Here is a 23,645-nt window from a genome sequence, read left to right as displayed (position 1 = left end):
GGCGGCCCCCGCGGCCGGCCGCCCCCGCCGCGGGGCGGAGACGGCCGCGGCGGTGGGGGGCGGGTCCGGCGAAGCCCCTGTGACCTGCGGCGATGTCCTGCCGGGATGCCGTTTTCCCGGCAGGTGCCGACCATGGACGTAGTTGTTCACCGATCAGCGGAGGTTCAGCTCATGTCCATGCTCGACAAGCTCAAGAACATGATGAAGGGCCACGAGGACACCGTTCACAAGGGAGTGGACAAGGGTGGCGACATGATCGACGACAAGACCGGCGGCAAGTACTCCGGTCATGTCGACACGGCCCAGCAGAAGGTCAACGAGCAGTTCGGCAACCAGCCCGCGCCCGGTGAGGAGCACCCGCCCCAGCCCTGACCACGGCGGGCGGACGATCCGCGGCCCGGGCGCGCCGCACGGCTGCGCCGCCCGGGCCGCGCCGCCGCGCCGCCGGGGCGGAAACCTGTTTGCCGGTCCGGCTCCGCGCTGGTGGAGTGGGCGGATGGATCATGACGAGGTACTGACCGATTTCGACCGCCAGATGCGCCGGGAGGCCCGGCCGGACGGCCCCGGGGCCCGGGTCGAGCGGGTGGGCGCGGTGGTGCGCCACGTCGCCCCCGCGCACGGCTGGAACGGCGTCCTGTGGTCCGGGCTGGACCAGGCGGACGTGGACGCGGAGATCGCCGAGCAGGTGCGGTACTTCACCTCGATCGGCCGCGAGTTCGAGTGGAAGCTCTACTCCCACGACCGGCCGGGCGACCTGGCGGGCCGCCTGCGGGCGGCCGGCTTCGTACCGGAGCCCGAGGAGGCCCTGCTGGTCGCCCGGGTCGACGAGCTGCCCACCGACGTCGAACTGCCGCCCGGCGTCCGGCTGGTGCCGGTGACCGATCAGGCCGGGGTCGATCTGGTGGCGGCCGTCCACGAGCGGGTGTTCGGGTCGGAGGCGGCCCGGTTCAGGCAGCAGATGCTCGACCAACTGGCCGGGCAGCCCGACACCGTGGAGATCGTGCTCGCGATGGCGGGCGACGAGCCGGTCAGCGCGGCCCGGCTGGAGATGATCCCCGGCACCGCGTTCGCCGGACTCTGGGGCGGGGGCACCCTGGCGTCCTGGCGCGGCCGCGGCATCTACCGGGCGCTGATCGCGTACCGGGCCCGGATCGCGGCCGAACGCGGCTACCGCTACCTGCAGGTGGACGCGTCCGACCAGAGCAGTCCGATTCTGCAGCGCCTCGGTTTCGCCCGGCTCGGCACCACCACGCCCTACGTGTACCGGCCGTAGCGGGTCAGCCGGCCGGGCCCCCGCGGCCTGCTGACGGTGCGTGGGCGACCGGCCGTTCGGGGCGTGGGCGGCCCGGTGCTTTCACATGACAACGGGTCAGTAGGATGAGCCGCTCAACGGTGCTGATGTGAAGGGTATTTGCCATGGGGGATACTGGTTTTCGGGTGGAGCCCGAAGCGATCAGTAGGTACGCGTCAACCGTCTCGGAGCAGCTGGAGCAACTCCAGCGGATCCAGTCGGCAGTCTCGGGGATCACCATCTCGTCCGACGCCTTCGGCCATCTGCCGAACGCGCAGAACCTGGCGCACACCTACCAGGAGCACGCCTCCGCGAGCCGGCAGAACATCCAGCTGCTCGGCGAGGCGCTGGCCGGCACGGTCGGCGGGCTCCGCGCCACGGCGCAGAACTACGCCGAGCAGGACAAGGTGATCAGCTCCGGTCTCGGCGGTGGCCGGTGAGCACGCACACCAGAAGGCCGGGCCCCTCGGGCGGCGGGCACACCGGGCAGCAGCCGGGGCCCGCGCCCGCACCGCAGCAGCAGCACCCGGCGCCGCCGCAGTCCACCATCCCGCCGCAGGGCTCGCACCGGCCGCCGGCGCCCGCCGAGCCCGACGCGCAGCGTGGCCGGCCGGACCAGGACGGCGCCAGCCCGCCCGCCGGGAACGGCACGCCGCACCCGCCCCGCCCGGCCGGCGACCCGTCGGCCGACGGCAACGGCGACAGTGGTGACGGCGACGGTGGTGACGGCGCCGCCGCCCCCGATCCGCGCGAGAGCTGGTTCGCCGGGTTCGCCCGGCAGACGGGCGAGAGCGTCTCGGGCGCGGCGGCCGACCGGGCCGGCGAGTGGATCGCCGGAAAGGTCTTCGGCGGCTCCGAGGGCAGCCCCGAGGGCGGCTCCGAGGGCGGCCCCGGGAGCGGTGCGGGCGGTGGCGCGGGCGAGCAGGCGGGCGGTGGCGTCGGCGCGGGAGCCGGCGGCGCCCTGGGTCCGGTGGCCGGCGGGATCGGTGCCGGCGTGGCCGGCGCGGCGACGGGTCCGTACCCGGCGGGCGGCGAGGCCGGCGCCGTGATCCCGGCGCAGCGCGGCGGCGCCATGGGCGCCATGGGCCCGTACCCGGTGGGCGGTCGGCCCGGTGTCGCCGGCCTGCTGCCGTCGGGCTCCGCCTACGGCTGGACGGGGGCGCAGCCCCCGGCGCCGATGACCCCGCTCCCGCAGGCACAGCACGCCGACCGGGACGGCCTCGGCGGCATGCTCGACGAGGCCGTCGTCTGGGCGCTGGAGAAGTCCGGCCTGATGAAGATGCTGGAGAAGGTCACCGGGAACCTCGCCGAGCTGAACGCGGCGGCGGACGCGTGGCAGGTCCAGGCGAAGGCCGTGCAGAACGTGGCGGAGGCCCTGCGCTCCGGCGCCCGGTCGCTGCCGGGGCAGTGGGAGGGCGACGCCTCGGACGCCTTCGGGCAGCACATGGGCGAGGTGGTCGAGGCACTCGACTCCACCGCCGAGGGGATGGCCCGGACCGCCGAGATCATCGGCAGGTGCGCGCAGGAGTGCGCGCTGGCCGAGGGCATGGTCGTCGAGATCATCAGCGAGGCGATCGAGGTGCTGATCGCCTCGCTCGCGGCCGAGGCCGTGATCGCCGTCTTCACGGCGGGCATCGGCCTGATCGCGGACGCGCTGATCACCGAGGGCGAGATCGCGATCTACGTCGCCCGCGTCGCCAGGGTGTCCACGGAGCTGGCCACCAAGCTGGAGAAGCTGCTGATGGAGCTCAGGAAGCTGGGCTCCGCCGTCAAGGCCGTCCGCAGCCTGGAGACCGCGAAGACCGCCGTCAACGCCTTCAAGGAGGTCAAGGTCGCGGTGCAGGGGATCCGCGAGTTCGAGGAGGGCGGCGAAGGCCTCCTCAAGGCCGGCCGGGAGGCCTTCGAGAGCAGGAACTTCGACGCCCTCAAGGACGCCGCCCTGCGGACGGCGGTCGGCAAGGCCGACGGCTACGTCACGGGCAAGGCCGAGGACGCGTTCGGGCGGGCGCTCGGGGTCGAGGACGTGCAGCGGGCCGACGACCTCAGCGCGGGCGGCCTGGCCAGGGGCGCCGGCCAGGGTGCCTGGGGGGCGGCGAAGGAGGGCCTCACCAGCGACACCAACGTGGACGCCGTCAAGGAGGCGGTGGCCCACGGCCTGGGCATGGAGACCGAACCCGAGCCGTACCGCGTCGACCTCACCCGGATCCAGCAGGCCTTCGGCTGAGGCCGGCCGCCCGGCCGGGGGCGCGACCGGGGGGCGCCGTGCCGTCACGGCGCCCCCGGCCGCCTGCCGGTGCGGGTGGCCGGTGTGCGACGGCTGGGTAACGTCGCCGTTCCGGCGGCGCGGTGTGTGAAAGGCTCAGCTGCGCCCTGCGACGGGGCACGAAGACCGCCCTGTTGAGGAGTTGACGGTGACGACGACGCCCGTTCCCGGCCCTGGTCCGACGTACGGCCCCCCTTCCGGCGGCCGCCTGCTGGCGGTCAGCGACCTGCACGTGTCGTACGGGGAGAACCGCGCGATCGTCGAGGAGATCCACCCCACCACGCCGGACGACTGGCTGCTGGTGGCCGGTGACATCGGGGAGCGCACCGCCGACATCGAGTGGGTCCTCGGGCTGCTCGCCGAGCGGTTCGCCAAGGTGGTGTGGGTCCCCGGCAACCACGAGCTGTGGACGCACGAGAGCGATTCGGTCGGGCTGCGCGGGGTGGCCCGCTACGAGCACCTGGTGGAGATCTGCCGGCGCCTCGGCGTGCTGACCCCCGAGGACCCGTACGAGGTCTTCACCGGGCAGGGCGGTCCGGTCCGGGTGGCTCCGCTGTTCCTGCTGTACGACTACACCTTCCGGCCGCCGGGCACCCGGACGAAGGAGGAGGGCCTGGCGTACGCGCACAGCACCGGGATCGTCTGCAACGACGAGTTCCTGCTCCACCCCGACCCGTACCCGACCCGGGACGCCTGGAGCCGGGCCCGGGTCGCCTCGACCGAGCAGCGGCTGGCGGCCTGCCCGCCCGGGGCGCCGCTCGTGCTGGTCAACCACTACCCGCTGGTCCGCGGGCCGCTGGAGATCCTGCGCTACCCGGAGTTCGCCCAGTGGTGCGGCACCGAGGCGACCGCGGACTGGCACACCCGGTTCCCGGTCGCCGTGATGGTCTACGGCCACCTGCACATCCCGCGGACGACCTGGCACGACGGCGTCCGCTTCGAGGAGGTGTCGCTCGGCTACCCGCGCGAGTGGAAGGCGCGCTCCGTCCGGCGCCCGCTGCTGCGCGAGGTGCTGCCGGCGGTCGAGCCCAAGCCGGCCTGACCGGGGCGCGGCCGGCCGGGATCCGGGCCGGCCGCGGCGCGCCTCCCGGGCGGGCCCGGTGGGGGGGGGGTGGTGGGGCGGGGGGTCCCCCCCCCGCGGGCGTGCGGGGGGGGGGGGGGGGGGGTCCGGGGGCGGCCCCCGCCGCGCCTCCCGGCCCGCCCCCGTTCGTCCGCCGCGCTGTCCCCGGTCCGTACCGGCCGGCGTCGCCCTCTGTGCATATGATCCCTTATGTCCCTTTCGGTGGAGTGCGGAGGTCACGGGGAAACCCCCGGGACCGACCGGGCGCCGCACAGGCCGACACGAGGAGTGTGCTCACCGCATGGCGCGACGAACTCGGGTGGCGACCGGCACGCAGGACACCGAGAAGGCCGGCCAGGGCGGGGGAGTGCGGGCGACGGCGGCCGACCTCGCGGCCAACCTCCGGCGGCTGCGCAGCACCGCCGAGGAGCGCCTGCCGGTGCTGACCCGGATCGCCGGCCGGCTGCTGGAGGTCAACGTCCTGGAGTCGGCGACCCGGCTCGCCGCGCAGTGCTTCCTCACCGCCGTGCCGCTGCTGTTCGTGATGGGCTCGATCGCCCCGAAGACCCTGGGCGACCAGGTGATCAGCTCGCTGCGCTCGGCGTTCGGGCTGTACGGCGGTTCGGAGGACCAGCTCCGCCAGCTCTACCAGTCCCAGAGCGGCGACCTGCGCGAGACGGTGGGCGTGGTCGGTGCGCTGATGGCCCTGCTGTCGGCGACCGCCTTCAGCCGGGCCATGCAGCGGGTCTGCGAGCGGGCCTGGCAGCTGCGCAAGGCCGGGGCCCGGATCGCCGCCTGGCGCTGGCTGGCCTGGGTGGCCTCCTGGCTGGTCATCCTCGTGCTGCAGGGACCGCTGCGGAACGGCTTCGGCGTCGGCCTGGTCCTCGGCCTGCCGCTCGCGTTCCTCTCCAGCCTGCTGGTCTGGTGGTGGACCCAGCACCTGTTGCTGGCCCGCCGCCTGCCGTGGCTGCCGCTGCTGCCGGGGGCGGTGCTGTGCGCCGTCGCCATGGTCGCCCTGTCGGTCACGGCCCGGCTGTACATCCCGGCGGCGCTCAACCGCAGCCTGGCGGAGTACGGCGGGCTGGGCCCGGTGTTCACCCTGCTGTCCTGGCTGATCGTGCTCTGCGCCGTCATCACGGGGTGCATCACCGTCGGGGCGGTGATCGCGCAGGAGCCGCCGCTCTCGCACCACCTCGGCACCCCCGCCCCGGACTCGGCCCCCGTCGCACCCGGCGAGGCGGCCCAGCCCGGGCCGTTCAGTGGTATCTGACCTGCGATCAGCTGGGCTTCTCCGCGCGCAGCAGGGGCTGCGCGCGGTCCAGGGTGCCGGCGAGCCGGGCGAGCGCGGCCTCGTCGCGCTCCAGCGGCTCGTGCAGCGGGCCGTCGGCGGTGCGCCAGCGGCGGGCCACCTCGTCGGGGCGCTCGCCGGTGAGCAGCGCCGCGGCCTGGGCGGCCGCGCCGAACGCGACCAGTTCCCTGGCGGCGGGCACCTGGACGGCCCGCCCGGAGAGCCGCCGTACGGTGTCGCGCCACGCCGCGCCCTGCGCGCCGCCGCCGATCAGCAGCAGCGGGACGTCCGGGTCGGCCGCCTGGCCGCCGGCCCGCAGGACGTCGTCGAGGGCGGCCAGCAGTGCGTAGGCGGCGCCGTCGTAGGCGGCCTGCAGGATCTGGCCCGGCGTGGTGTCGTGCCGCAGGCCGTACAGCAGGCCGGCCGAGTCGGGGAGGTTCGGGGTGCGCTCGCCGTCCAGGAACGGCAGGACGACGACGCTGCCGCCGGGCTCGACCGCGCCCCGGTCCCGGCCGAGCAGGGCGGCGATCCGGTCGACGGCCTGCGTGCAGTTGAGCGTGCAGGCGAGCGGCAGCCAGCCGTCCAGGGCGTCGGCGAAGCCGGCTACGGTGCCGGTGGGGTCGGCGGGCCGGCCGCGGGTGACGGCGTAGACGGTGCCGGAGGTGCCGAGGCTGAGCACCGGGCGGCCGGCGGTGAGCCCGAGCCCGACGGCCGCCGCCATGTTGTCGCCGGTGCCGGCCGCGACGGGGGTGCCGGGGCGCAGCGGCCCGCCGGGCAGGGCCGGGCCGGCCGGCTGCCCCTGGGCGAGGACGGCAGGCAGCATCGCCTCGTCCAGCCCGCAGGCGGCGAGGATCTCGGAGTCGTAGCCGTCGGCGCCCCACCAGCCGGTGCCCGAGGCGTCGCCCCGGTCGGTGGTGGCGGCGCCGGTGAGCCGGCCGGTGAGGTAGTCGTGGGGGAGCCGGACGGCGGCGGTGGCCCGTGCGGCGGCGGGTTCGTTGGCGGTCAGCCAGGCCCACTTGGCGACGGTGAACGCGGCGGTCGGGACGCTGCCGACCCGGCGGGCCCACTCGCCGGCGCCGAGGCGGGCGGCCAGCTGCTGCGCCTGGGGAGCGGAGCGGACGTCGTTCCAGAGCATCGCCGGCCGCACCGGGCGGCCGTCCGCGCCGAGGGTGACGAGGCCGTGCTGCTGTCCGCCGATCGAGACGGCTTCGGCCCGGTCGGCGTACCCGGTGCCGGCGAGCGCGGCGTTCAGGGCCTGCCACCACTGCTCGGGGTCGCTCTCGCGCGCGCCGCCGGTGCCGCTGACGGTGTGCGGGGCGCGGCCCTCGCCGAGGACGGCGCCGGTGTCGAGGTCGACGGCGAGGGCCTTGGTGGCCTGGGTGGAGCTGTCCACGCCGATGACCACGCGTGCTGTTGCTGCCATGTCTGCTGGGTCCTTCCATGGGCCGGCCGGGTGGGCTGCGGCAGGTGTGCGGCGCGGGGGGCTTTGCGAAACCGCTTCCGCATACTAGTTTGTTTTCTGCGATTGCAAATAGCGCCGGAGCGAATCACCCCCGACCGGTCGCGGCCCGCAGCCGCAAGCCCGTCCGGACCTGCCAGCAGGCCCAGACCTGCAGCCAAGCCCAGACCCGCCAGCAAGCCCAGACCCGCCAGGAGCCCTCGGTGACCCAGGACAGCCTCACCCCCACCCCCGACGACAAGTTCACCTTCGGCCTCTGGACGGTCGGCTGGCAGGGCCGCGACCCGTTCGGCGACGCCACCCGCCCGGCCCTCGACCCGGTGACCTCGGTCGAGCGACTGGCCCAGCTCGGCGCGTACGGCGTGACCTTCCACGACGACGACCTGATCCCCTTCGGCTCCACCGACGCCGAGCGCGAGGGACACGTCAAGCGCTTCCGGCAGGCCCTGGACGCGGGCGGCCTCAAGGTGCCGATGGCCACCACCAACCTCTTCACCCACCCCGTCTTCAAGGACGGCGCCTTCACCGCCAACGACCGCGACGTGCGCCGCTACGCCCTGCGCAAGACCATCCGCAACATCGACCTCGCCGTCGAGCTCGGCGCCGAGGTCTACGTCGCGTGGGGCGGCCGGGAGGGTTCCGAGTCCGGCGCCGCCAAGGACGTCCGTACCGCGCTGGACCGGATGAAGGAGGCCTTCGACCTGCTCGGCGCGTACGTCCTGGACCAGGGTTACCAGCTCCGCTTCGCGATCGAGCCCAAGCCCAACGAGCCGCGCGGCGACATCCTGCTGCCCACCATCGGCCACGCGCTGGCGTTCATCGAGCGGCTGGAGCACCCCGAGCTGGTCGGCGTGAACCCCGAGGTCGGCCACGAGCAGATGGCCGGGCTCAACTTCACCCACGGCATCGCGCAGGCCCTGTGGTCCGACAAGCTCTTCCACATCGACCTCAACGGCCAGTCCGGCATCAAGTACGACCAGGACCTGCGCTTCGGCGCCGGCGACCTGCGGCAGGCCTTCTGGCTGGTCGACCTGCTGGAGTCGGCCGGCTACAGCGGCCCGAAGCACTTCGACTTCAAGCCCCCGCGCACCGAGGACTTCGACGGCGTCTGGGCCTCCGCCGCCGGCTGCATGAGCAACTACCTGATGCTCAAGCAGCGCGCCGCCGCGTTCCGCGCCGACCCCGAGGTGCAGCGCGCCCTCAAGGCCTCGCGGCTCGACGAGCTGGCCCTGCCGACCCTCGGTGAGGGCGAGAGCCCGGCCGCCCTGCTGGCCGACCGCAGCGCGTTCGAGGAGTTCGACGTCGAGGCCGCCGCCGCCCGCGGCATGGCCTTCGAGCAGCTCGACCAGCTCGCCATGGAGCACCTGCTCGGCGCCCGCTGACCGAAACGGCGCGAGGTCCGGCCCGGGTGCGGAGTGCCGCACCCGGGCCGGACCGTCGTCAGGAGGGCGGCCGGCGGCCGAACGGCCCGTCGAGGGCGGCCCACTGCAGCAGCATGATGGTCTTGGCATCGGCGACGGCCCCGCTGCGGATCATGGCGAGCGCCTCGTCGAAGGGCACTTCCACGGTGCTGATGTCCTCGCCCTCGTCGGCGATCCCGCCGCCGGCGCCGGTGGAGGTCGCAGGCCCGTAGGGAGCGGCGAAGAAGTGCAGCCGCTCGGTGACCGACCCCGGGCTCATGTAGACCTCGAAGACGCGCTCCGGCCGGCCCACCGTGTGCCCGGTCTCCTCGGCCGCCTCCCGGCGGACGGCCTCCTCGGGGGAGTCCCCGTCCAGCAGCCCCGCGGCCGTCTCGACGAGCATCCCGTCGGGGTGCCCGTTCACGTACGCGGGGAGGCGGAACTGACGGGTCAGCAGGACGGTGCGGCGCGCGGCGTCGTACAGCAGCACGGTGGCGCCGTCGCCCCGGTCGTAGGTCTCGCGCTGCTCGCGGCTCCAGTGACCGTCACTGTGCCGGTAGCCGAAGGTGGTCTTCCTCAGCACGTACCAGTCGCAGGAGAGCACCTCCACCTCCTCGACGCGCACCCGGGGATTGCCGGTCAGGTCGCGGCCGTGCCGGTCCAGCCCGGTGCGCCCCCGCCGGTCGGGGGTGTCGACGCCGGCGGTCACCGGGCGGCCGGCACGTCGTCGAGGCCGGTGTAGACGGCCGCGCCCTGCGCACGGGCCTGCGCGACCATCCGGTCCGCGCCCGCGGAGGGGCCGCCGATCCGCAGCACCGCGTCGCAGCGGGCGAGCAGGCGCTCGGCGACCGGGTGGAAGATCTCCTCGAAGAGCGGGTCGCCCGGGACGGTGCTTCCCGCCGTCTCCAGCAGTGGGAGGGCAAGGGCCTCCCCGGTGACCGGCAGGTGGCCGGCCCGGAAGAGCGCCAGCGCGCTCGCGTTCATCGCCCGGACGTTGGCCGCGAGCGCGGCGGGGTCGTCGCCGGTGCCCGAGCGGTACGGGCCGGCGACCAGGATCATCAGCGGGCGGGGAACGTCGGTCACGGTGTCTCCTTCTGGTGGGGCCGGGCTTTCGGTCAGGCCAGTACGGTCCTGACTCCCGCCTCGGTGAGGGCGGCCAGGGTCCGCGGCCCGCCGGGGTGGGTGGCGGCGTCCCGGGCCGCGGTGTCGGTGACGAAGTCGTCCACGGCGCCGAGCCGGGCGACCTGGCTGAACGCGCGCACCCCGAGCTTGGTCGCGTCCGCGACGGCGATCGTCCGGCCGGCCTGGGCGAGGGCGGCCTGCTTGACCGCCGCGTCGTCCAGCGAGAACTCCGACCACCCGTACTCGGCGTGCACGCCGCCGATCGACAGCACGAAGCAGTCGAAGGCCAGCGACTCCAGCGTCCGCAGCGCGAGCGGGCCGACCAGGGACCGCTCCCCGGGCCGCGACCGGCCCCCCGCGACCAGCAGGTCGATCCCGGGCCGGTCGGCGAGGGCGACGGCGGCCTGCAGGCTGAGCACCGCCACGGTCAATGGGGCCCGCGCGGCCAGGTGGTGCGCGACGTGCACGGTCGTGGTGCCGGCGTCCAGCAGTACCCGGGAGCCCGGTTCGATCATCGCGGCCACGGCCGCGCCGAGCCGGTCCTTGGTGGCGGCCTGCCAGGGCTCCCGCGCGAGGAAGCCCGCCTCCTCCTCCCGGGCGCGGGTGGCGACCGCGCCGCCGTGCACCCGCTGGACCAGCCCCTGCTGTTCCAACGCGTCCAGGTCCCGGCGGACGGTCATTTCGGAGACCCCGAGGCGCTGGGAGAGCTCCGACACGGAAACCCGGTCGGAGCCCTGCACCAGTCGCAGGGTCAGGTCCAGACGATTGGCGACACCCATGGCTCATTTCTAACACAGCTATGTGCGAATGAACATTCTGATGTGAACCGTGGGGTCGTGGCGGCCGGGAAGGATCACGCCGGACGGTGGCAGGAACCGCCCCGGGGAGCCGTGCGCGCTGGGGGCGAGGCGCGGGCGGACGGGCTACTGCGCGTCCTGCGGCCGGGGGTGCGGGGGCTGGTGGTGCACGATCAGGGCGGTGAGCAGGCGGGTGAGTTCGTCCTGCTCGGCGGGGGCCAGGGGGGCGAGGAGCTCGCGCTGGGCGTCGGCGACGAGCGTGTCGAGGTGCTCCAGGCGACGGCGGCCGGCGGGAGTGAGGGTGATGACGTTGCGACGGCGGTCGGCGGGGTCGGGTTCGCGGCGGATGTGTCCGGCGTCGGCGAGCTCGTTGACGACGGCGACCATGTCGCTGCGGAATATGCCGGTTCGGCGACTGAGGTCGGCCTGGCTGGCGGCGCCGGCCTCCGCAAGTGCGACCAGCACGGCGAAGTGCGACCTGCGAGCGCCTTCGGCGGCCAGGGGTTCGCTGACGAGCCGGTCGGCGACGACCGAGACCCCGGCGAGCAGTCGGCTGGGGATGGTGCGCAGCCGGTCCGGGGTGGGTTCGGGGGTCGGGCTCATGGGGGATCCTCCGCCTCTTGTGTTAGTGACACTAACAGTCTAGCTTCGTTAGTGTCACTAACGTTCGGGCTGCTAATGAATCCCTCTGGAGCGAAGACCGTGATCAAGCCGTTCCGCATCGACATCCCCCAGGCCGACATCGACGACCTGACCGACCGGCTCTCCCGTACCCGTTGGCCCAACGAGGTCGCCGACGCCGGGTGGGACTACGGCTTCCCGCTGGCGCGGCTCAAGGAGCTGGCCGAGTACTGGCGCACCGGCTACGACTGGCGCGAGCACGAGGCCGAGCTCAACGAGCTTCCGCACTTCACCACCGAGATCGACGGCCAGAACATCCACTTCGTCCACGTCCGGTCCTCGAAGCCGGACGCGCTCGCGCTGGTCCTCACGCACGGCTGGCCCGGTTCGTTCCTGGAGTTCCTCGACGTCGTCGAGCCGCTGTCACGCGACTTCCACCTGGTGATTCCGTCCATTCCGGGATTCGGCTTCTCCGGGCCGACCCACGAGCGCGGCTGGGACATCGTCCGGGTCGCACGGGCCTGGGCCGAGCTGATGCGCCGTCTCGGGTACGAGCGCTACGGTGCGCAGGGCGGCGACTTCGGCTCGGGCATCTCGACGGCACTCGGTGCGGTCGCACCCGAGCAGGTCGTCGGGGTGCACATCAACTACCTGCCGACCCGGCCGGTCCCGGACGCGGGGATCGAACTGTCCGAGACGGATGAGGCCCGACTGGACAAGGTCAGGCAGCTGATGGCGAACCGTCCGCCGTACCAGGCCCTGCAGGCCGCCACCCCGCAGACCATCGGCTACGCGCTGACCGACTCGCCGGTCGGCCAACTGGCCTGGATCGCGGAGCGCTTCGCACAGTGGACGGACCCCCGCTCGCCGATCAGTGACGAGCGGATGCTCACCGACATCTCGCTGTACTGGCTGACCGCCACCGCGGCCTCCTCCGCGCGACTGAGCCGCGAGACCCCGCGAGGGGTCGAGCCGTGCCCCGTGCCGGTCGGCGTGGCGGTGTTCGCACACGACATCACACAGTCGGTGCGACCGCTGGCCGAGCGGCTGTACGACATCAGGCACTGGTCGGAGTTCGAGCGCGGTGGCCACTTCGCCGCGATGGAGGTGCCGGACCTGCTCGCCGAGGACGTCCGGGAGTTCTTCCTCGCCCGCATCGGCGAGGAGCACTGAAGCCGGGCCGCCGCGAAGGGCCGTCATGACGGTGGCGCGCGAGCCGCAGGGGTGCGGGTCGCGCGCCACGGTCATGACGTGTGCGGTCAGGGGCGTTCGGCAGGCACTACTTCACGGTGCAGGCCGTGCCGTTCAGGGTGGCCGCCGTCGGATTGGTGTTGCTGCCCGTCCAGCTGCCGTTGAAGCCGAAGGACGTGCTGCCGCCGTTGGCCGCCAGCGTGCCGTTGTACCCCAGGTTGTTCACCGTGACGTTGGCGCCGGACTGGGTGTACGCGCCGTTCCACAGCGAGGTGACCTGCTGGCCGTTGGCGTAGGCCCACTTGACGGTCCAGCTGCTGATCGCCGTGGTGCCGGTGTTCTTCACCGTCACGTTGGCGCCGAAGCCGCCGCCCCACTGGCTGGAGACCGCGTAGGTGATCTCACAACCACCGGACGCCGTCGGGCTGGTGGTCGCGGTGGGGCTGGTGGTGGCCGTCGGCGACGTGGTCGCGGTGGGCGAGGCCGTCGGCGACGTGGTCGCGGTCGGCGAGGTGGTCGCCGTCGGGGAGGCGGTGGCGGTCGGGCTCGGCGGGGTGGCGGTGGTGTCGCCGACGATGATGCCGCGGCCGTTGGTGCCGACGTACACCCGGCCGTAGACCCGGGGGTCGCCGGTGATCGTGGAGCCGGTCCAACCCCACTGCTGGGCGTCGTTGTTGATCCTGACCCAGCTGGCGCCGGCGTCGTCCGAGCGGAAGATGCCGCGCACCCCGCCGATCCTGGCGCTGGTGTAGAGCGCCGGGTACGTCCGGCCGGGGGCGGGCTTGCCGAAGCCGATGTTGTCGGCCTGGTCGGCCGCCGCGAGCTTGCTGAAGGTCGCACCGGAGTCGGTGGAGTGCCACAGGCCGTACGTGGTACCGGCGGTGGTGGCGCCACCGGCGAGCCAGACGTCGCCCTCGGTGGTGGTCAGGGCCTTGAAGCGGGCGTTGCCGGTGGCCGGCAGGCCGGTCGCGGCGCTGGCGGTGAAGCTGAGGCCGCCGTCGGTGGAGGTGTAGAACTTCCCGGCCGCGAAGGCGTAGAACTTCTTCGGGTTGATCCGGTCGGAGCTGACCCGGGCGCCCGCCGGGACACCGGTGGCCGCCGTCCAGGAGTTGCCGCCGAAGGCGGACGAGGAGACCGCGCCGCCGTCCGGTGCCCAGAGCACCCGGCTGCCGTCGGCGGAGAGCGCGACGGTGCCGCCGCCGGTGGTGCCGGCGGGCTCGCTGTTCGCCTGGTACCAGTTGGCGCCGTTGTCGTTGGAGAAGGCGATCCGCTTGCTGGTGCTGCCGCTGTCCAGGTTGCCGCTGCGGACCACGATGTTCGCGTTCGACTCGGCGTAGTCCAGGCTGGTGGTGGTGGTGAAGTTGGGGGAGGTGAACATCATCGCCGGGACGGTGGTCAGCGAGGTGTGCCGGAACCCGCCGATGTCGCCGAGCGCGCTGAGCAGGTTGGCGCCGGTGGGCGGGCTGATCAGGTCGTTGACCGCGGTCTCCTCCAGGCCCTGCACGACCGGCTTGATGGTGATCTTGGTGCCGGCGTCCCAGGCGGTGAGGTTGTCGGTGCCGTAGAGCGTGGCGCCGGTGCCGTACATCATCCGGTCGGAGTTGAACGGGTCGATCTCCAGGGCCTCGGTCATCCAGCCGAGCTTCGGGGTCTCCTCCGGCGGGCTCGGGTTGGCGCCCCAGGTCAGCCAGGGGGAGCTGGAGACGTCCATGGTGTAGTGGTCGACCCGGGTCGGGTAGGAGCTGTACTCCCAGATCGGCTTCCAGGTCGCCCCGAAGTCGGTGCTCCGGTACATCTGGGTGTCCGGCCACCAGGAGCTGTAGCCCGTCGCCATCAGGACGTTGGGGTGCTGGCGGTCGATGCTCAGGCCGCTGTAGCCGAAGTACGCGCCGGAGTCGGTGGACGGCAGCGGGCTGATCCTGGTCCAGGTGCCCGTCGCGGTGGCGTAGCGCCAGATGTCGCCCTTGCCGCCGTCGTACGGGCCGCCGGTGTCGCTGGTGGCGATGTAGAGGTAGCCGTTGACCGGGTCGAGCACGCCCTTGTGCGGCAGGAAGCCGGTGGGCTGCCCGGCGACCCGGGTCCAGGTGGTGCCGCCGTCGGCCGACCTGTAGATGCTGTTGTCCTTGTCGGCGACGCCCACGTAGATGGTCTGGGTGGTCGCGCCCGCGGCCGCCGAGGTCTTGTCGAAGGTGACCCACAGGACGCCCTGTTCGGCGCTCAGGTAGCCGTTGGTGTCGGTCGGGTCGGGCGCGTAGTGGCCCACGTTGGGGAACGCGGTGACCTGGGCCCAGGTGACGCCGTAGTCGGTGCTGCGCCAGAGGCCGTTGCCGCTGGGCGCGCCGAAGTACAGCACCTTGTCGTTGTTCGGGTCGACGGCCAGGCGCTCGCCCATGCCGCGGCCCGGCATGTTGCCGCCGATCTTGAACGGCAGCGCGGTGCGGGCCCAGGTGGCGCCCTTGTCGGTGGAGCGCAGGATGGCGCCGTTGTTCGGGTCCCAGCTGTTGGTGTACATGCCGGCCGCCACGTACACCCGGTTGGTCTGCACGGGGTCGGTGGCGAGGCTGGCCACGCCGGTCAGGTTCCAGTCGTCCCAGCCGACCGAGTCGAGCAGCGGGATCCACTTCTTGGTGGCCGGGTCCTGCCGGTAGGCGCCGCCGATGTCGGTGCGGGCGTAGACCAGGTTCTTCTCGGTCTGGTTGAAGACGATGCCGGGGACGAAACCGCCGCCGTCGATCCTGGCGTTGCTCCAGCTGTACGTGGCGGCCGTGGCCGCGTCGGGTGTGGCGGCGGCCGAGCTGCCGAGGCCGGCCAGCGAGGTCAGCGCCAGACCGCAACTGACCGCCACGGCGGTGAGGGCGGCTCTGGAACGGGAGGTGAGCATGGGGTGGGGAACTCCTCGGGGCAGGCCGGCGGTGGGGGCCGGCTGGGGCGGGGGAGGTGGGAGCGCTCCCATGGTTGACCCGAGGGCGGTACCCGTCAAGAGCCGGAACAGTCTTCGATACGCTTCGACACCTATTCCAACAGGCGGACAACAAACTAGGATGCCGCGAGCCTCGCCGGGAGACCCGCAGAAGGAGCGCCACCCTTGAACCCGCTGGACACCAACGACGTGAATCCGCTGGACACCAACGATGTCCGCGACACCCACGCGATCCACGACACCGCCCCCGCCGGCCGCTGGGAGGACGCGTTCCTCTCCGGCAACGGCGAGTTCGGCATCATGGTCGAGGGCGGCCCGCACCGCGAGCGCACCATCCTCAACCACCACCGGTACGTCCTGCCCAACGGCACCCGCGGCCTCCGGGCCGCCGAGACCGCCGACCGGCTGGAGGAGATCCGCGACCTCATCCTGGCCGGTCGCGCCCCCGAGGCCCAGAAGATCTGGGCCCGCGGCGAGGAACTGCGCTGGACCCAGTCCTTCCACCCCGGCCACGCCCTGGAGTTGGCCACCCCCGAGCACGGGCCCGTCCACGGCTACCGGCGCGGCACGGAGTTCGCCACCGGCGAGATCACCGTCCGCTGGAGCGACGACGCCGGCGCCTGGCAGCGCCGCTCCTTCGTCTCGCGCGCCGACGCCGTCATCGTCCAGGAACTCACCGGCCCGCCGGCGGAACTGCGGCTGCGCCTCACCGGTGACCTGCCCGACTGCCCCGAGGACGTCCGGCACCGCTGCACGGCGACCGAGTCGGCGCCCGGCTGCGGCCTCCTCGTCGCCCACGCCACCTACCCGCAGGGCCAGGGCGCGTACGGCTTCGAGGCCGTCACCCTGGTGCACGCACCCGGCGCCCGGATCGACACCGACGGCGACGTGCTGATCCTGCGCGGCGCCGGGCGCGTCCTGCTGCTCACCGACCTCACCCGGCACGAGCGCCCCGGCTGGGCCACCGCCGAGTCCCGCCGCCGGCTCGCCGGCCTCCCCGCCGACTACGACACCCTGCTGGCCGCCCACACCGCCCTGCACACCCCCGCCTACCGGCGCGCCACCCTCGACCTCACCGGCGGGGCACAACTCCCCGCCGCCTCCGCCGAACTGGCCGAACGCCAGCGGAAGAACCCCGGCGCCCTCGACCCCGCGCTCCTCGAACTCCTCTTCCACCACGGCCGCTACCTGCTGCTCTCCGCCAGCGGCGTGCTGCCGCCGCGCCTGACCGGGCTCTGGATCGCCGCCTGGGGAGCCGCCTGGTGCGGTGACTTCACCACCGACGCCAACCTCAACCTCCAACTCGCCGGAGCCAACCTCGCCGCCGTTCCGGAGGCCGTGCACGCCCACGCCGCCCTGATCCGCGGCCAGGTCGAGGACTGGCGGGCCAACGCCCGTGCCCTCTACGGCATCCGCGGCCTGCTCGCTCCCGGCCGCACCGACGGCGAGCACGGCCACCTGTTCCACCTCGACGACGACTGGCCGTGGCCCGCCTGGCTGGCCGGGGCCGACTGGCTGCTCCACCCGCTGCACGAGTACTGGCGCACCACCGGGGACGACGAGTTCCTGCGCGGTGAACTCGCCGGCTGGCTGGTCGGCGCCGCCGAGTTCTTCGAGGACTTCCTGACCCGGACGGACGACCGGGGCCACGTCGTCTTCGTGCCCTCCTACTCCCCGGAGATCGCCCCCGAGGGCGTGGCCGGCTCCGCCACCGTGAACGCCGTCATGGACGTGTCGGCCGGCCGGCACGCGCTGGAGAGCGCCATCGAGGTCTGCGAGCACCTCGGCATCGAGCCCGGGGCGGTCCGCCGCTGGCAGGGCCTGCTGCTCCGGTTCCCGCCCTACCTGGTCAACCAGGAGGGCCGGCTGACCGAATGGGCCTGGCCCGGCCTCGACGGCAACCTCGACCACCGGCACGTCAGCCACCTGTACCCCGTCTGGCCGCTGCACGAGATCACCCGCGACGCCACCCCCGAACTCGCCGAGGCCGCCCACCGCGCCCTCGCCGACCGGGGCGACGAGAACCTCTCCGCCCACGGCAGCCTGCACCGCGCCCTCGCCGCCGCCCGCCTGCGGGACGCGGACCTCGCCCGCGCCAACCTGCTGAAGATCCTCGGCGCCGACATGCTGTTCCGCTCCCTGATGACCTCCCACAACCCCGCCCTGGAGATCTACAACGCGGACGCCGCGATCACCTTCCCCGGCCTGATCGTGGAACTGCTGGCGGACGCCCGCCCCGGCCGCCTCGACCTGCTGCCCGCCCTGCCACCGGAGTTGGCCCGCGGCACCCTGCGCGGCGTCACCTGCCAGGGCCGCGTCACCGTCGAGGAACTGACCTGGGACCTCGCGCGGGGCACCGTGCGGGCACTGCTGTGCTCCGCCGTCGACCAGACCCTCGCGGTGCACTGCCGGGGCGCCGGGCGGAGCGTCACGCTGGCTGCCGGGGCGGCGGTCGAGGTGGCCTTCGACGGAGTCTGACCGGTGGCCGGGGCGGCCGGAAATCGCGTCGCCCCGGCCCGGCCGGGCGGCGTACCGTCGGGGCATGCATGTGCTCTCCGTGAACGTCGGCGTGCCCGGGCCCAACCCGTGGAAGGGGCTCCGCGCGACCGGAATCGACAAGCGGCCGGTGGCCGGGCCGGTGGCCGTGTCGGCGCCCGGCCCCAAGGGCACCGGCGCCGTCGGCCTGGCCGGGGACAGGGCCTACGACGTGAAGCACCACGGCGGGGCCGACCAGGCCGTCTATGCCTACGCCCGGGAGGATCTCGACGCCTGGGAGCCCGAGTTGGGCCGCCCGCTCGCCGGCGGCGTCTTCGGCGAGAACCTCACCACCGTCGGCCTCGACGTCAACGGCGCCCTGATCGGGGAGCGCTGGCGGATCGGCGCCGACCTCGTCCTGGAGGTGTCCTGCCCGCGCATCCCCTGCATCACCTTCCAGGGCCGGCTGGGGCGCGAGGGCTGGATCGCCCGCTTCACCCGGGCCGCCGTCCCGGGCGCGTACCTGCGCGTGGTCGAGCCCGGGGAGATCAGCGCGGGCGACCCGGTGGAGATCGTCCACCGCCCGTCGCACGACGTGTCGATCGCCCTCGCCTTCCGCGCCCTGACGCTGGAACCGGGCCTGTTGCCAGAGCTGCTGGTCGCTGACGTGCTCCCCGCGGAGGACCTGGCCCTGATCCGCCGGCGGCTCGGCGGTCCCGCCTCGGCGGAGGGCTGAGCAGGCGAAACGCCCCGGCTGGCAGCACGGTTGCTGCCGGCCGGGGCGTTTCGCACCCTCGGAACAGGGGTCAGGCGCCGGCCCGGCTCACGGTGAACTCCGCGACGCGCTGCTCGCCGAGCAGCACCAGGTGGAGGTCGTGGACGCCGTCGAGGGCGGTGGTCAGCCCGGCCGTGACCGTCGTCCACTCGTAGCGCCCGCCGGTGGACGGTACGGTGGCGCTCGCCAGCAGCGGTCCCGTCCGGGGGTCGTGGGCCCGCAGCTCCAGCACCGCCTCGCCCGGCTCCGTCCGCGACACCTCGGCACCGAAGGTGAACGGGCCGTCACCCGAAAGAAGTTCGACCGACCGGAACAGCAGTGAGCTGAGCGTCGCGGAGGCCAGCGGGGCGACGGCGTCGCCCTGGTCGCGGGTGGCGTCCACCAGGGTGACGCCGGTGTGGTCGTCGAAGTCGACGGCCCGGGTGGCGCGGCCGATGACCTGGCGGGGGCCGGGTGCGGCGCCGGCGACGGTGAGAGCGGCGGTCAGTTCGACCGTCTTGGCGGAGCGGGCGACCAGGATCTCGTACGCGCCGGGGTCGACGGTGAACGCGCCCTCGGCGACGTCCCAGTGGGCCAGTGCGGACAGCGGCACGGTGAACTCCACCCGCCGGCTCTCGCCCGCTGCCAGCCGCAGCTTGCGGTAGTCGGCCAGCTTCAGCAGCGGCGCCTCGTACCGCGCGTCGAGCGCCCGGGTGTAGAGCTGCACGGTCTCCGACCCGTCGCGCGGGCCGGAGTTGGAGACCGTCACACCGCAGTGGATGACCTCGCCGTCCAGCCGGACGGTCAGGTCCGCGTAGGCGAATGACGTGTACGAGAGGCCGTGCCCGAACGGGTAGAGCGGCGCCGCCCGGTGGTACTGGTACGTCCAGCCGGCCTGGATGACGTCGTAGTCCAGTCGCTCCGGCAACGGGTCGCTCCCGCGGTACCAGGTCTGCGGCAGCCGGCCGGAGGGGTCGGCGTCGCCCAGCAGGACGGCGGCCAGCGCGCGGCCGGTCTCCTGGCCGCCGTGCGAGGTCCACAGTACGGCCGGGAGGTTGGCGTCCGCCCAGTCGACGGCGTACGGGTAGCTGCTCATCAGCACCAGCACCGTGTCCGGGCACTCGGCGGCGACGGCCCGCAGCAGCGCCTCCTGGGCGGGCGGGAGCCGCAGGTCCGTGCGGTCCTGGGTCTCCCGGCCGTTGATGTGCGGGTCGTTGCCGAGGACGACCACGGCGGTGTCGGCGGCGCGCACGGCGGCGAGCGCGTCGGCGGCGCCGTCACGGACGACCGTCCTGGTCCAGCGCTCGGCGAGGCCCGGCTCGGTGGCGGAGACGGTGACCAGGCCGGTGGCCGGGTCGACCACGGCGTAGGAGCCGTTGTAGACGTTGCGGAGCAGTTCGGTGCCGTCGGCCTGCGGCTCCAGCCGGAAGGTCTCGTGCACGTCCCAGCCGTTGGGCTGGGTCTGGTCGGCGGCGAGGCCGAGGCCGTCGTCCTTGAGGGTGACGTAGCGTCCGGAGGCGGCACTGCGCAGCGTCAGGACGCCGTTGCCCCAGTCGAACAGGTCGAACGAGGCCTCGTCCCCGGGCTTCCCGTCTGCTTCGGCGACGAGGACCGGCCCGGTCGGGGCGGCGGCCGGGACGGCGAGCAGCCCGCCGGTCGAGGCGGCACGCAGCGTGACGCGGTCCACGCCCTCGGTGCAGACCACCTCTCCGCCGCGGGCGCCCAGCGCCGCGCCGAGCCCGGCGGCGACGGTGACGCGGTACGGCATGGTGCCGCTGTACCAGTCCTCGAAGAGCGAGTCGGCGAGCGGGCCGAGCACGGCCACGCGCCGGCCCTCGGCGGGTGCGAGCGGCAGCACCTGCCGCTCGTTCCTGAGCAGGACGACGGACTCGGTGGCGGCGCGCAGCGCGAGCGCCCGGTGTGCGGGGGAGTCGACGACGCTCCACTCGGTGGCGGCGTACGGGTCCTGCCCGGGGTCGAACTCGCCGAGCCGGAACCGGATCGACAGCTGGCGGGCGACGGCGCGGTCGATGTCGGCCTCGGTGACCAGGCCGCGCTCCAGCGCGTCGGTGAACCTGGCGACGGTGGTGCTGGGGTCGTCCGCGTGGTCGGTGAAGCTGTCGACGCCGGCCTTCAGGGCGGCGGCGTGGGATTCGGCGTGGTCGTCGAAGTACTGCTCGGGGTCGACCAGGTTGGACGGAGCCTCGGCGTCGCTGCAGACGAACAGCTCGTGCCCGGTCGGGCCCGCCCAGCGGCGCAGCTCGGCCTCGATCAGCGGGCTGACGTGGCAGGGGCGGCCGTTGACCAGGTTGTACGCGGGCATCACACCGGTCGCCGAGCCGGAGGCGATGGCGGTGCGGAACGCCGCCAGGTCGTACTCGTGCAGGACGCGCGGGCGCAGGCCCGAGGAGGTGACGCAGCGGTCGTCCTCGTTGTTGTAGGCGAGGAAGTGCTTGAGGATCGGCGCGGTGCGCAGGTGCTCGGGGTCGTCGCCGGCCAGGCCGCGGCAGAAGGTGTCGGCGAGGCGGGCGGTGAGCAGCGGGTCCTCGGCGTAGCCCTCCTCGTTGCGGCCCCAGCGCGGGTCGCGCAGCAGGTTCACCACGGGCGCCCAGGCCTGGAGGCTGATCCGGCCCTCGCCGGCGGCCGGCGCGCGGTGGTGGTGGAAGGCGCGCAGTTCGGTGGCGGTGGCGGTGGCGACCTCGTGCACCAGCTCGTCGTCCCAGCTCGCACCGAGGCCGACGGCCTGCGGGAAGACGGTGGCGGCGCCCAGCCAGCCGACCCCGTGCAGCGCTTCGGTGCCGGTGCGGAAGGCGCCCAGGCCGAGGCGGGGCACGGCGGGGGAGTACTGGTGGAGCATGGCGATCCGCTCGGCCGGGGTGAGCCGGGCGAGCAGGTCCCCGACGCGTTCGCGCAGCGCGAGCGTGGGGTCGCGGAAGGGGAGCGGCTCGATGGGCAGCTCGGCGGACACAGCGGTGGTCGTCACCTGGGGAACCCCTTGGGGATGGGCGTGCGGAGGCAGTGGCGCGGCGCGGGGAGGGGGTGCCGGCCCTTGGGCGGCGTCCCGGCAGGCCGCGGTGGTGAAACGCTTCGAAAGTGGCACGCCGGGTTGACCCTGTCAACCATCGGACCGCTGTGACCTCCCAGCATGCCTTGCTACCAAGCTGATTGAGCGGCAGGCAGGCGCCGGACGGGCCGCCGTGATCTCACGGAAATGATTTGTTCATCCCCTTGTCGAACAGGGGACCCGCCGCTAGTGTCACCGCAACATCGAAGCGATTCGACGAACCGGATCCTCGCCGATGAAGGGCCGCACCGACATGAGCACCCAGATCAGCCGCAGAACCCTGCTCAGAACTGCCGTCACCGTCGCCGGAGCAGCCGCCATGGCGCCGCTGCTGAGTGCCTGTGGCAGCGGCGGCGCCGCGAAGAGCGGCTCCAACAGCAAGACCGGCCTGGCCGGCGCCCTCCCCGCCTACGTGCCCAACACCGCGGTCGTCGCGGACATCCCGTCCGTCACCGGCTCCGGTGGCGGGTTCACCGACCCGGGCTTCCTGACCTACCCGGCCAGCCCGGTGAAGACCGTCACCAAGACGCCCGGCTCCGGCGGCAGCTACTCCGCCGTGACGCCGCTCTGGGGGACGATCCCGGCCGCCGACAACCCGTTCTACCAGGCCGTGAACGCCGCACTGGGCGTCAAGCTGACGATGCAGCCGGCCAACGGCACCACGTACAACACCGCGATCCCGACCCTGACCGCGGCGCAGAAGCTGCCCGACTGGATCCAGCTCCCCACCTGGTGGAACGCCCTGTTCAACGTCGGCGAGCTGACCGGCACCCAGCTGGCGGACCTCACGCCGTACCTGGCCGGCGACAAGATCAAGGACTACCCGAACCTGGCGGCCCTGCCGACCGGGGCCTGGCAGGCCGGTGTCTGGGGCGACAAGCTCTACGGGATCCCGTCCTTCTCCTCCGGCACCGCCTTCGCCGGCACCTTCTACTACCGCCGCGACGTCTTCGAGGCGAAGGGCATCGCCGCGGACAGCGTGAAGTCCGCCGAGGACCTGATGAACCTCGGCAAGGAGCTGACCAGCGCGAGCGCCGGCGTCTGGGCCTTCGACGACCTCTGGACGTACCTGGCCCAGCCCTTCGGCCTCGCGCAGCTCTTCACCGCCAAGGACGGCAAGCTCGTCCACAAGTACGAGCAGCCGGAGTACCTGGAGGCGCTCAACTGGGCCTGGAAGCTGGCAAAGTCCGGCTACATCCACCCGGACGCGCTGGCCGGCAACAACAACGACGCCAAGGCCCGGTTCTATGCCGGCAAGGTGCTCGTCACCGGTGACGGCACCGGCTCCTGGAACATGGCCGACGCCCAGGCCGGCCAGGCGGCCGACCCGAAGTACCGGCGCGGCGCCCTGCCGCTGTTCGCGGCGGACGGCAAGTCGGCCCCGAGCATCTTCCTCGGCCCGTCCACCAGCATGGTCAGCTACCTCAACGCCAAGCTGAAGCCGGAGCAGATCAAGGAGCTCCTCGCGGTCGCCAACTACCTTGCAGCGCCGTGGGGTTCGGCCGAGTACACGCTGATCAACTACGGCGTCGAGGGCACCGACCACACCCGGGTCAACGGCACCCCGACCTTCACCCCGGACGGCCAGAAGTCCGTCCAGCAGCAGACCTACCCGTTCCTGGCCTCCAGCCCGCAGGCGATCAGCAACCCGGGCTTCGACCAGCTCACCAAGGACCGCACCGACTGGGACGCCCAGGCCGTCAAGTCCGCCTACAAGCCGGTGTTCTGGAACATGAACATCACCGTGCCGGCCCGGCTCTCCACCGCCAGCGCCGCCCAGGCGCTGGAGGACACCGTCAAGGACGTCCAGCACGGCCTGAAGACCGTCGCCGACTACCAGAACGCGCTGACCTCCTGGAAGCGCAGCGGCGGTGACGAGCTCACCGCCTGGTACCAGACCGAGGTCTTCGACAAGCACGGCTCCGGTCAGTAGCCCCACG

At 73.4% G+C, this 23,645-nt stretch carries 18 protein-coding genes; 11 read left to right on the top strand and 7 right to left on the bottom strand.

Going from position 1 to position 23,645, the window contains the following annotated elements; all coding sequences use genetic code 11:
• Window positions 1-171 precede the first annotated feature (171 nt).
• From ACFUK0_RS15505 to ACFUK0_RS15480, 6 genes are all read left to right on the top strand, one after another.
• Window positions 172-372 (top strand): antitoxin, encoded by a 201-nt coding sequence (locus ACFUK0_RS15505; protein ID WP_380250225.1) that lies wholly within the window; start codon window positions 172-174, stop codon window positions 370-372.
• Between the two features lie 124 nt (window positions 373-496).
• The gene (locus ACFUK0_RS15500; RefSeq protein WP_380250223.1) at window positions 497-1,273 is read left to right on the top strand and encodes a GNAT family N-acetyltransferase; all 777 of its coding nucleotides are present in this window, start codon (window positions 497-499) and stop codon (window positions 1,271-1,273) included.
• A gap of 164 nt (window positions 1,274-1,437) precedes the next feature.
• Window positions 1,438-1,731, top strand: coding sequence for a hypothetical protein (locus tag ACFUK0_RS15495; protein WP_380250221.1), 294 nt, complete (start codon window positions 1,438-1,440; stop codon window positions 1,729-1,731).
• Window positions 1,728-3,515 (top strand): WXG100 family type VII secretion target, encoded by a 1,788-nt coding sequence (locus tag ACFUK0_RS15490; protein WP_380250219.1) that lies wholly within the window; start codon window positions 1,728-1,730, stop codon window positions 3,513-3,515. The genes ACFUK0_RS15495 and ACFUK0_RS15490 overlap by 4 nt, the downstream gene beginning before the upstream one ends.
• 181 nt (window positions 3,516-3,696) lie before the next feature.
• The gene (locus ACFUK0_RS15485) at window positions 3,697-4,596 is read left to right on the top strand and encodes a metallophosphoesterase family protein (protein WP_380250217.1); all 900 of its coding nucleotides are present in this window, start codon (window positions 3,697-3,699) and stop codon (window positions 4,594-4,596) included.
• A 319-nt stretch (window positions 4,597-4,915) separates the two neighbouring features.
• Entirely contained in the window at window positions 4,916-5,884 is a 969-nt protein-coding gene (locus ACFUK0_RS15480) for a YhjD/YihY/BrkB family envelope integrity protein (RefSeq protein WP_380250215.1), read from the top strand.
• 7 nt (window positions 5,885-5,891) lie between these two features.
• Here the strand turns inward: ACFUK0_RS15480 and xylB are convergent, their stop codons facing one another.
• Complete coding sequence (gene xylB, locus ACFUK0_RS15475; protein WP_380250213.1) at window positions 5,892-7,325, bottom strand: xylulokinase; 1,434 nt, start codon at window positions 7,323-7,325, stop codon at window positions 5,892-5,894.
• A 239-nt stretch (window positions 7,326-7,564) separates the two neighbouring features.
• On the opposite strand from xylB, the gene xylA reads away from it, so the two are divergent.
• Window positions 7,565-8,743: a xylose isomerase gene (gene xylA / locus ACFUK0_RS15470; protein ID WP_380250211.1), complete on the top strand. Its 1,179-nt coding sequence runs from the start codon at window positions 7,565-7,567 to the stop codon at window positions 8,741-8,743.
• Between the two features lie 58 nt (window positions 8,744-8,801).
• Here the strand turns inward: xylA and ACFUK0_RS15465 are convergent, their stop codons facing one another.
• The 4 genes from ACFUK0_RS15465 to ACFUK0_RS15450 all read right to left on the bottom strand — a co-directional run bounded on the left by ACFUK0_RS15465 (window position 8,802) and on the right by ACFUK0_RS15450 (window position 11,283).
• Window positions 8,802-9,470 (bottom strand): NUDIX domain-containing protein, encoded by a 669-nt coding sequence (locus tag ACFUK0_RS15465; protein WP_380250209.1) that lies wholly within the window; start codon window positions 9,468-9,470, stop codon window positions 8,802-8,804.
• Window positions 9,467-9,820 (bottom strand): DUF4406 domain-containing protein, encoded by a 354-nt coding sequence (locus ACFUK0_RS15460; RefSeq protein ID WP_380250229.1) that lies wholly within the window; start codon window positions 9,818-9,820, stop codon window positions 9,467-9,469. Before ACFUK0_RS15460 ends, ACFUK0_RS15465 begins: the two co-directional genes overlap by 4 nt.
• Before the next feature lie 56 nt (window positions 9,821-9,876).
• Entirely contained in the window at window positions 9,877-10,662 is a 786-nt protein-coding gene (locus ACFUK0_RS15455; protein ID WP_380250207.1) for a DeoR/GlpR family DNA-binding transcription regulator, read from the bottom strand.
• 144 nt (window positions 10,663-10,806) lie between these two features.
• Window positions 10,807-11,283, bottom strand: coding sequence for a MarR family winged helix-turn-helix transcriptional regulator (locus ACFUK0_RS15450; protein WP_380250205.1), 477 nt, complete (start codon window positions 11,281-11,283; stop codon window positions 10,807-10,809).
• Window positions 11,284-11,382: 99 nt separating this feature from the next.
• Here ACFUK0_RS15450 and ACFUK0_RS15445 point away from each other — a divergent pair, with 99 nt between their 5' ends.
• Window positions 11,383-12,474, top strand: coding sequence for an epoxide hydrolase family protein (locus tag ACFUK0_RS15445; protein WP_380250203.1), 1,092 nt, complete (start codon window positions 11,383-11,385; stop codon window positions 12,472-12,474).
• A gap of 106 nt (window positions 12,475-12,580) precedes the next feature.
• On the opposite strand, the gene ACFUK0_RS15440 is transcribed toward ACFUK0_RS15445, so the two are convergent.
• Window positions 12,581-15,373, bottom strand: a complete 2,793-nt coding sequence (locus ACFUK0_RS15440) for a cellulose binding domain-containing protein (RefSeq protein WP_380250201.1) — start codon at window positions 15,371-15,373, stop codon at window positions 12,581-12,583.
• A gap of 204 nt (window positions 15,374-15,577) precedes the next feature.
• Here ACFUK0_RS15440 and ACFUK0_RS15435 point away from each other — a divergent pair, with 204 nt between their 5' ends.
• Window positions 15,578-17,890, top strand: a complete 2,313-nt coding sequence (locus tag ACFUK0_RS15435) for a glycoside hydrolase N-terminal domain-containing protein (protein ID WP_380250199.1) — start codon at window positions 15,578-15,580, stop codon at window positions 17,888-17,890.
• Window positions 17,891-17,954: 64 nt separating this feature from the next.
• Window positions 17,955-18,623 (top strand): MOSC domain-containing protein, encoded by a 669-nt coding sequence (locus ACFUK0_RS15430; protein WP_380250197.1) that lies wholly within the window; start codon window positions 17,955-17,957, stop codon window positions 18,621-18,623.
• Window positions 18,624-18,693: 70 nt separating this feature from the next.
• Here ACFUK0_RS15430 and ACFUK0_RS15425 read toward each other — a convergent pair whose 3' ends face one another.
• The gene (locus ACFUK0_RS15425) at window positions 18,694-21,624 is read right to left on the bottom strand and encodes a glycoside hydrolase family 3 C-terminal domain-containing protein (protein ID WP_380250195.1); all 2,931 of its coding nucleotides are present in this window, start codon (window positions 21,622-21,624) and stop codon (window positions 18,694-18,696) included.
• A 334-nt stretch (window positions 21,625-21,958) separates the two neighbouring features.
• On the opposite strand from ACFUK0_RS15425, the gene ACFUK0_RS15420 reads away from it, so the two are divergent.
• Window positions 21,959-23,638 carry an ABC transporter substrate-binding protein gene (locus ACFUK0_RS15420; RefSeq protein WP_380250193.1) on the top strand — a complete coding sequence of 560 codons (1,680 nt, stop codon included), beginning with the start codon at window positions 21,959-21,961 and terminating at the stop codon, window positions 23,636-23,638.
• The last annotated feature ends 7 nt before the right edge of the window (window positions 23,639-23,645 follow it).

It is taken from the genome of Kitasatospora sp. NPDC057223 (assembly GCF_042669755.1).
In the GTDB taxonomy this organism is placed as follows: Bacteria; Actinomycetota; Actinomycetes; order Streptomycetales; family Streptomycetaceae; genus Kitasatospora.
Note: the sequence above shows the minus strand (reverse complement) of the source record. Positions and strands in the feature narration are given on the sequence as shown.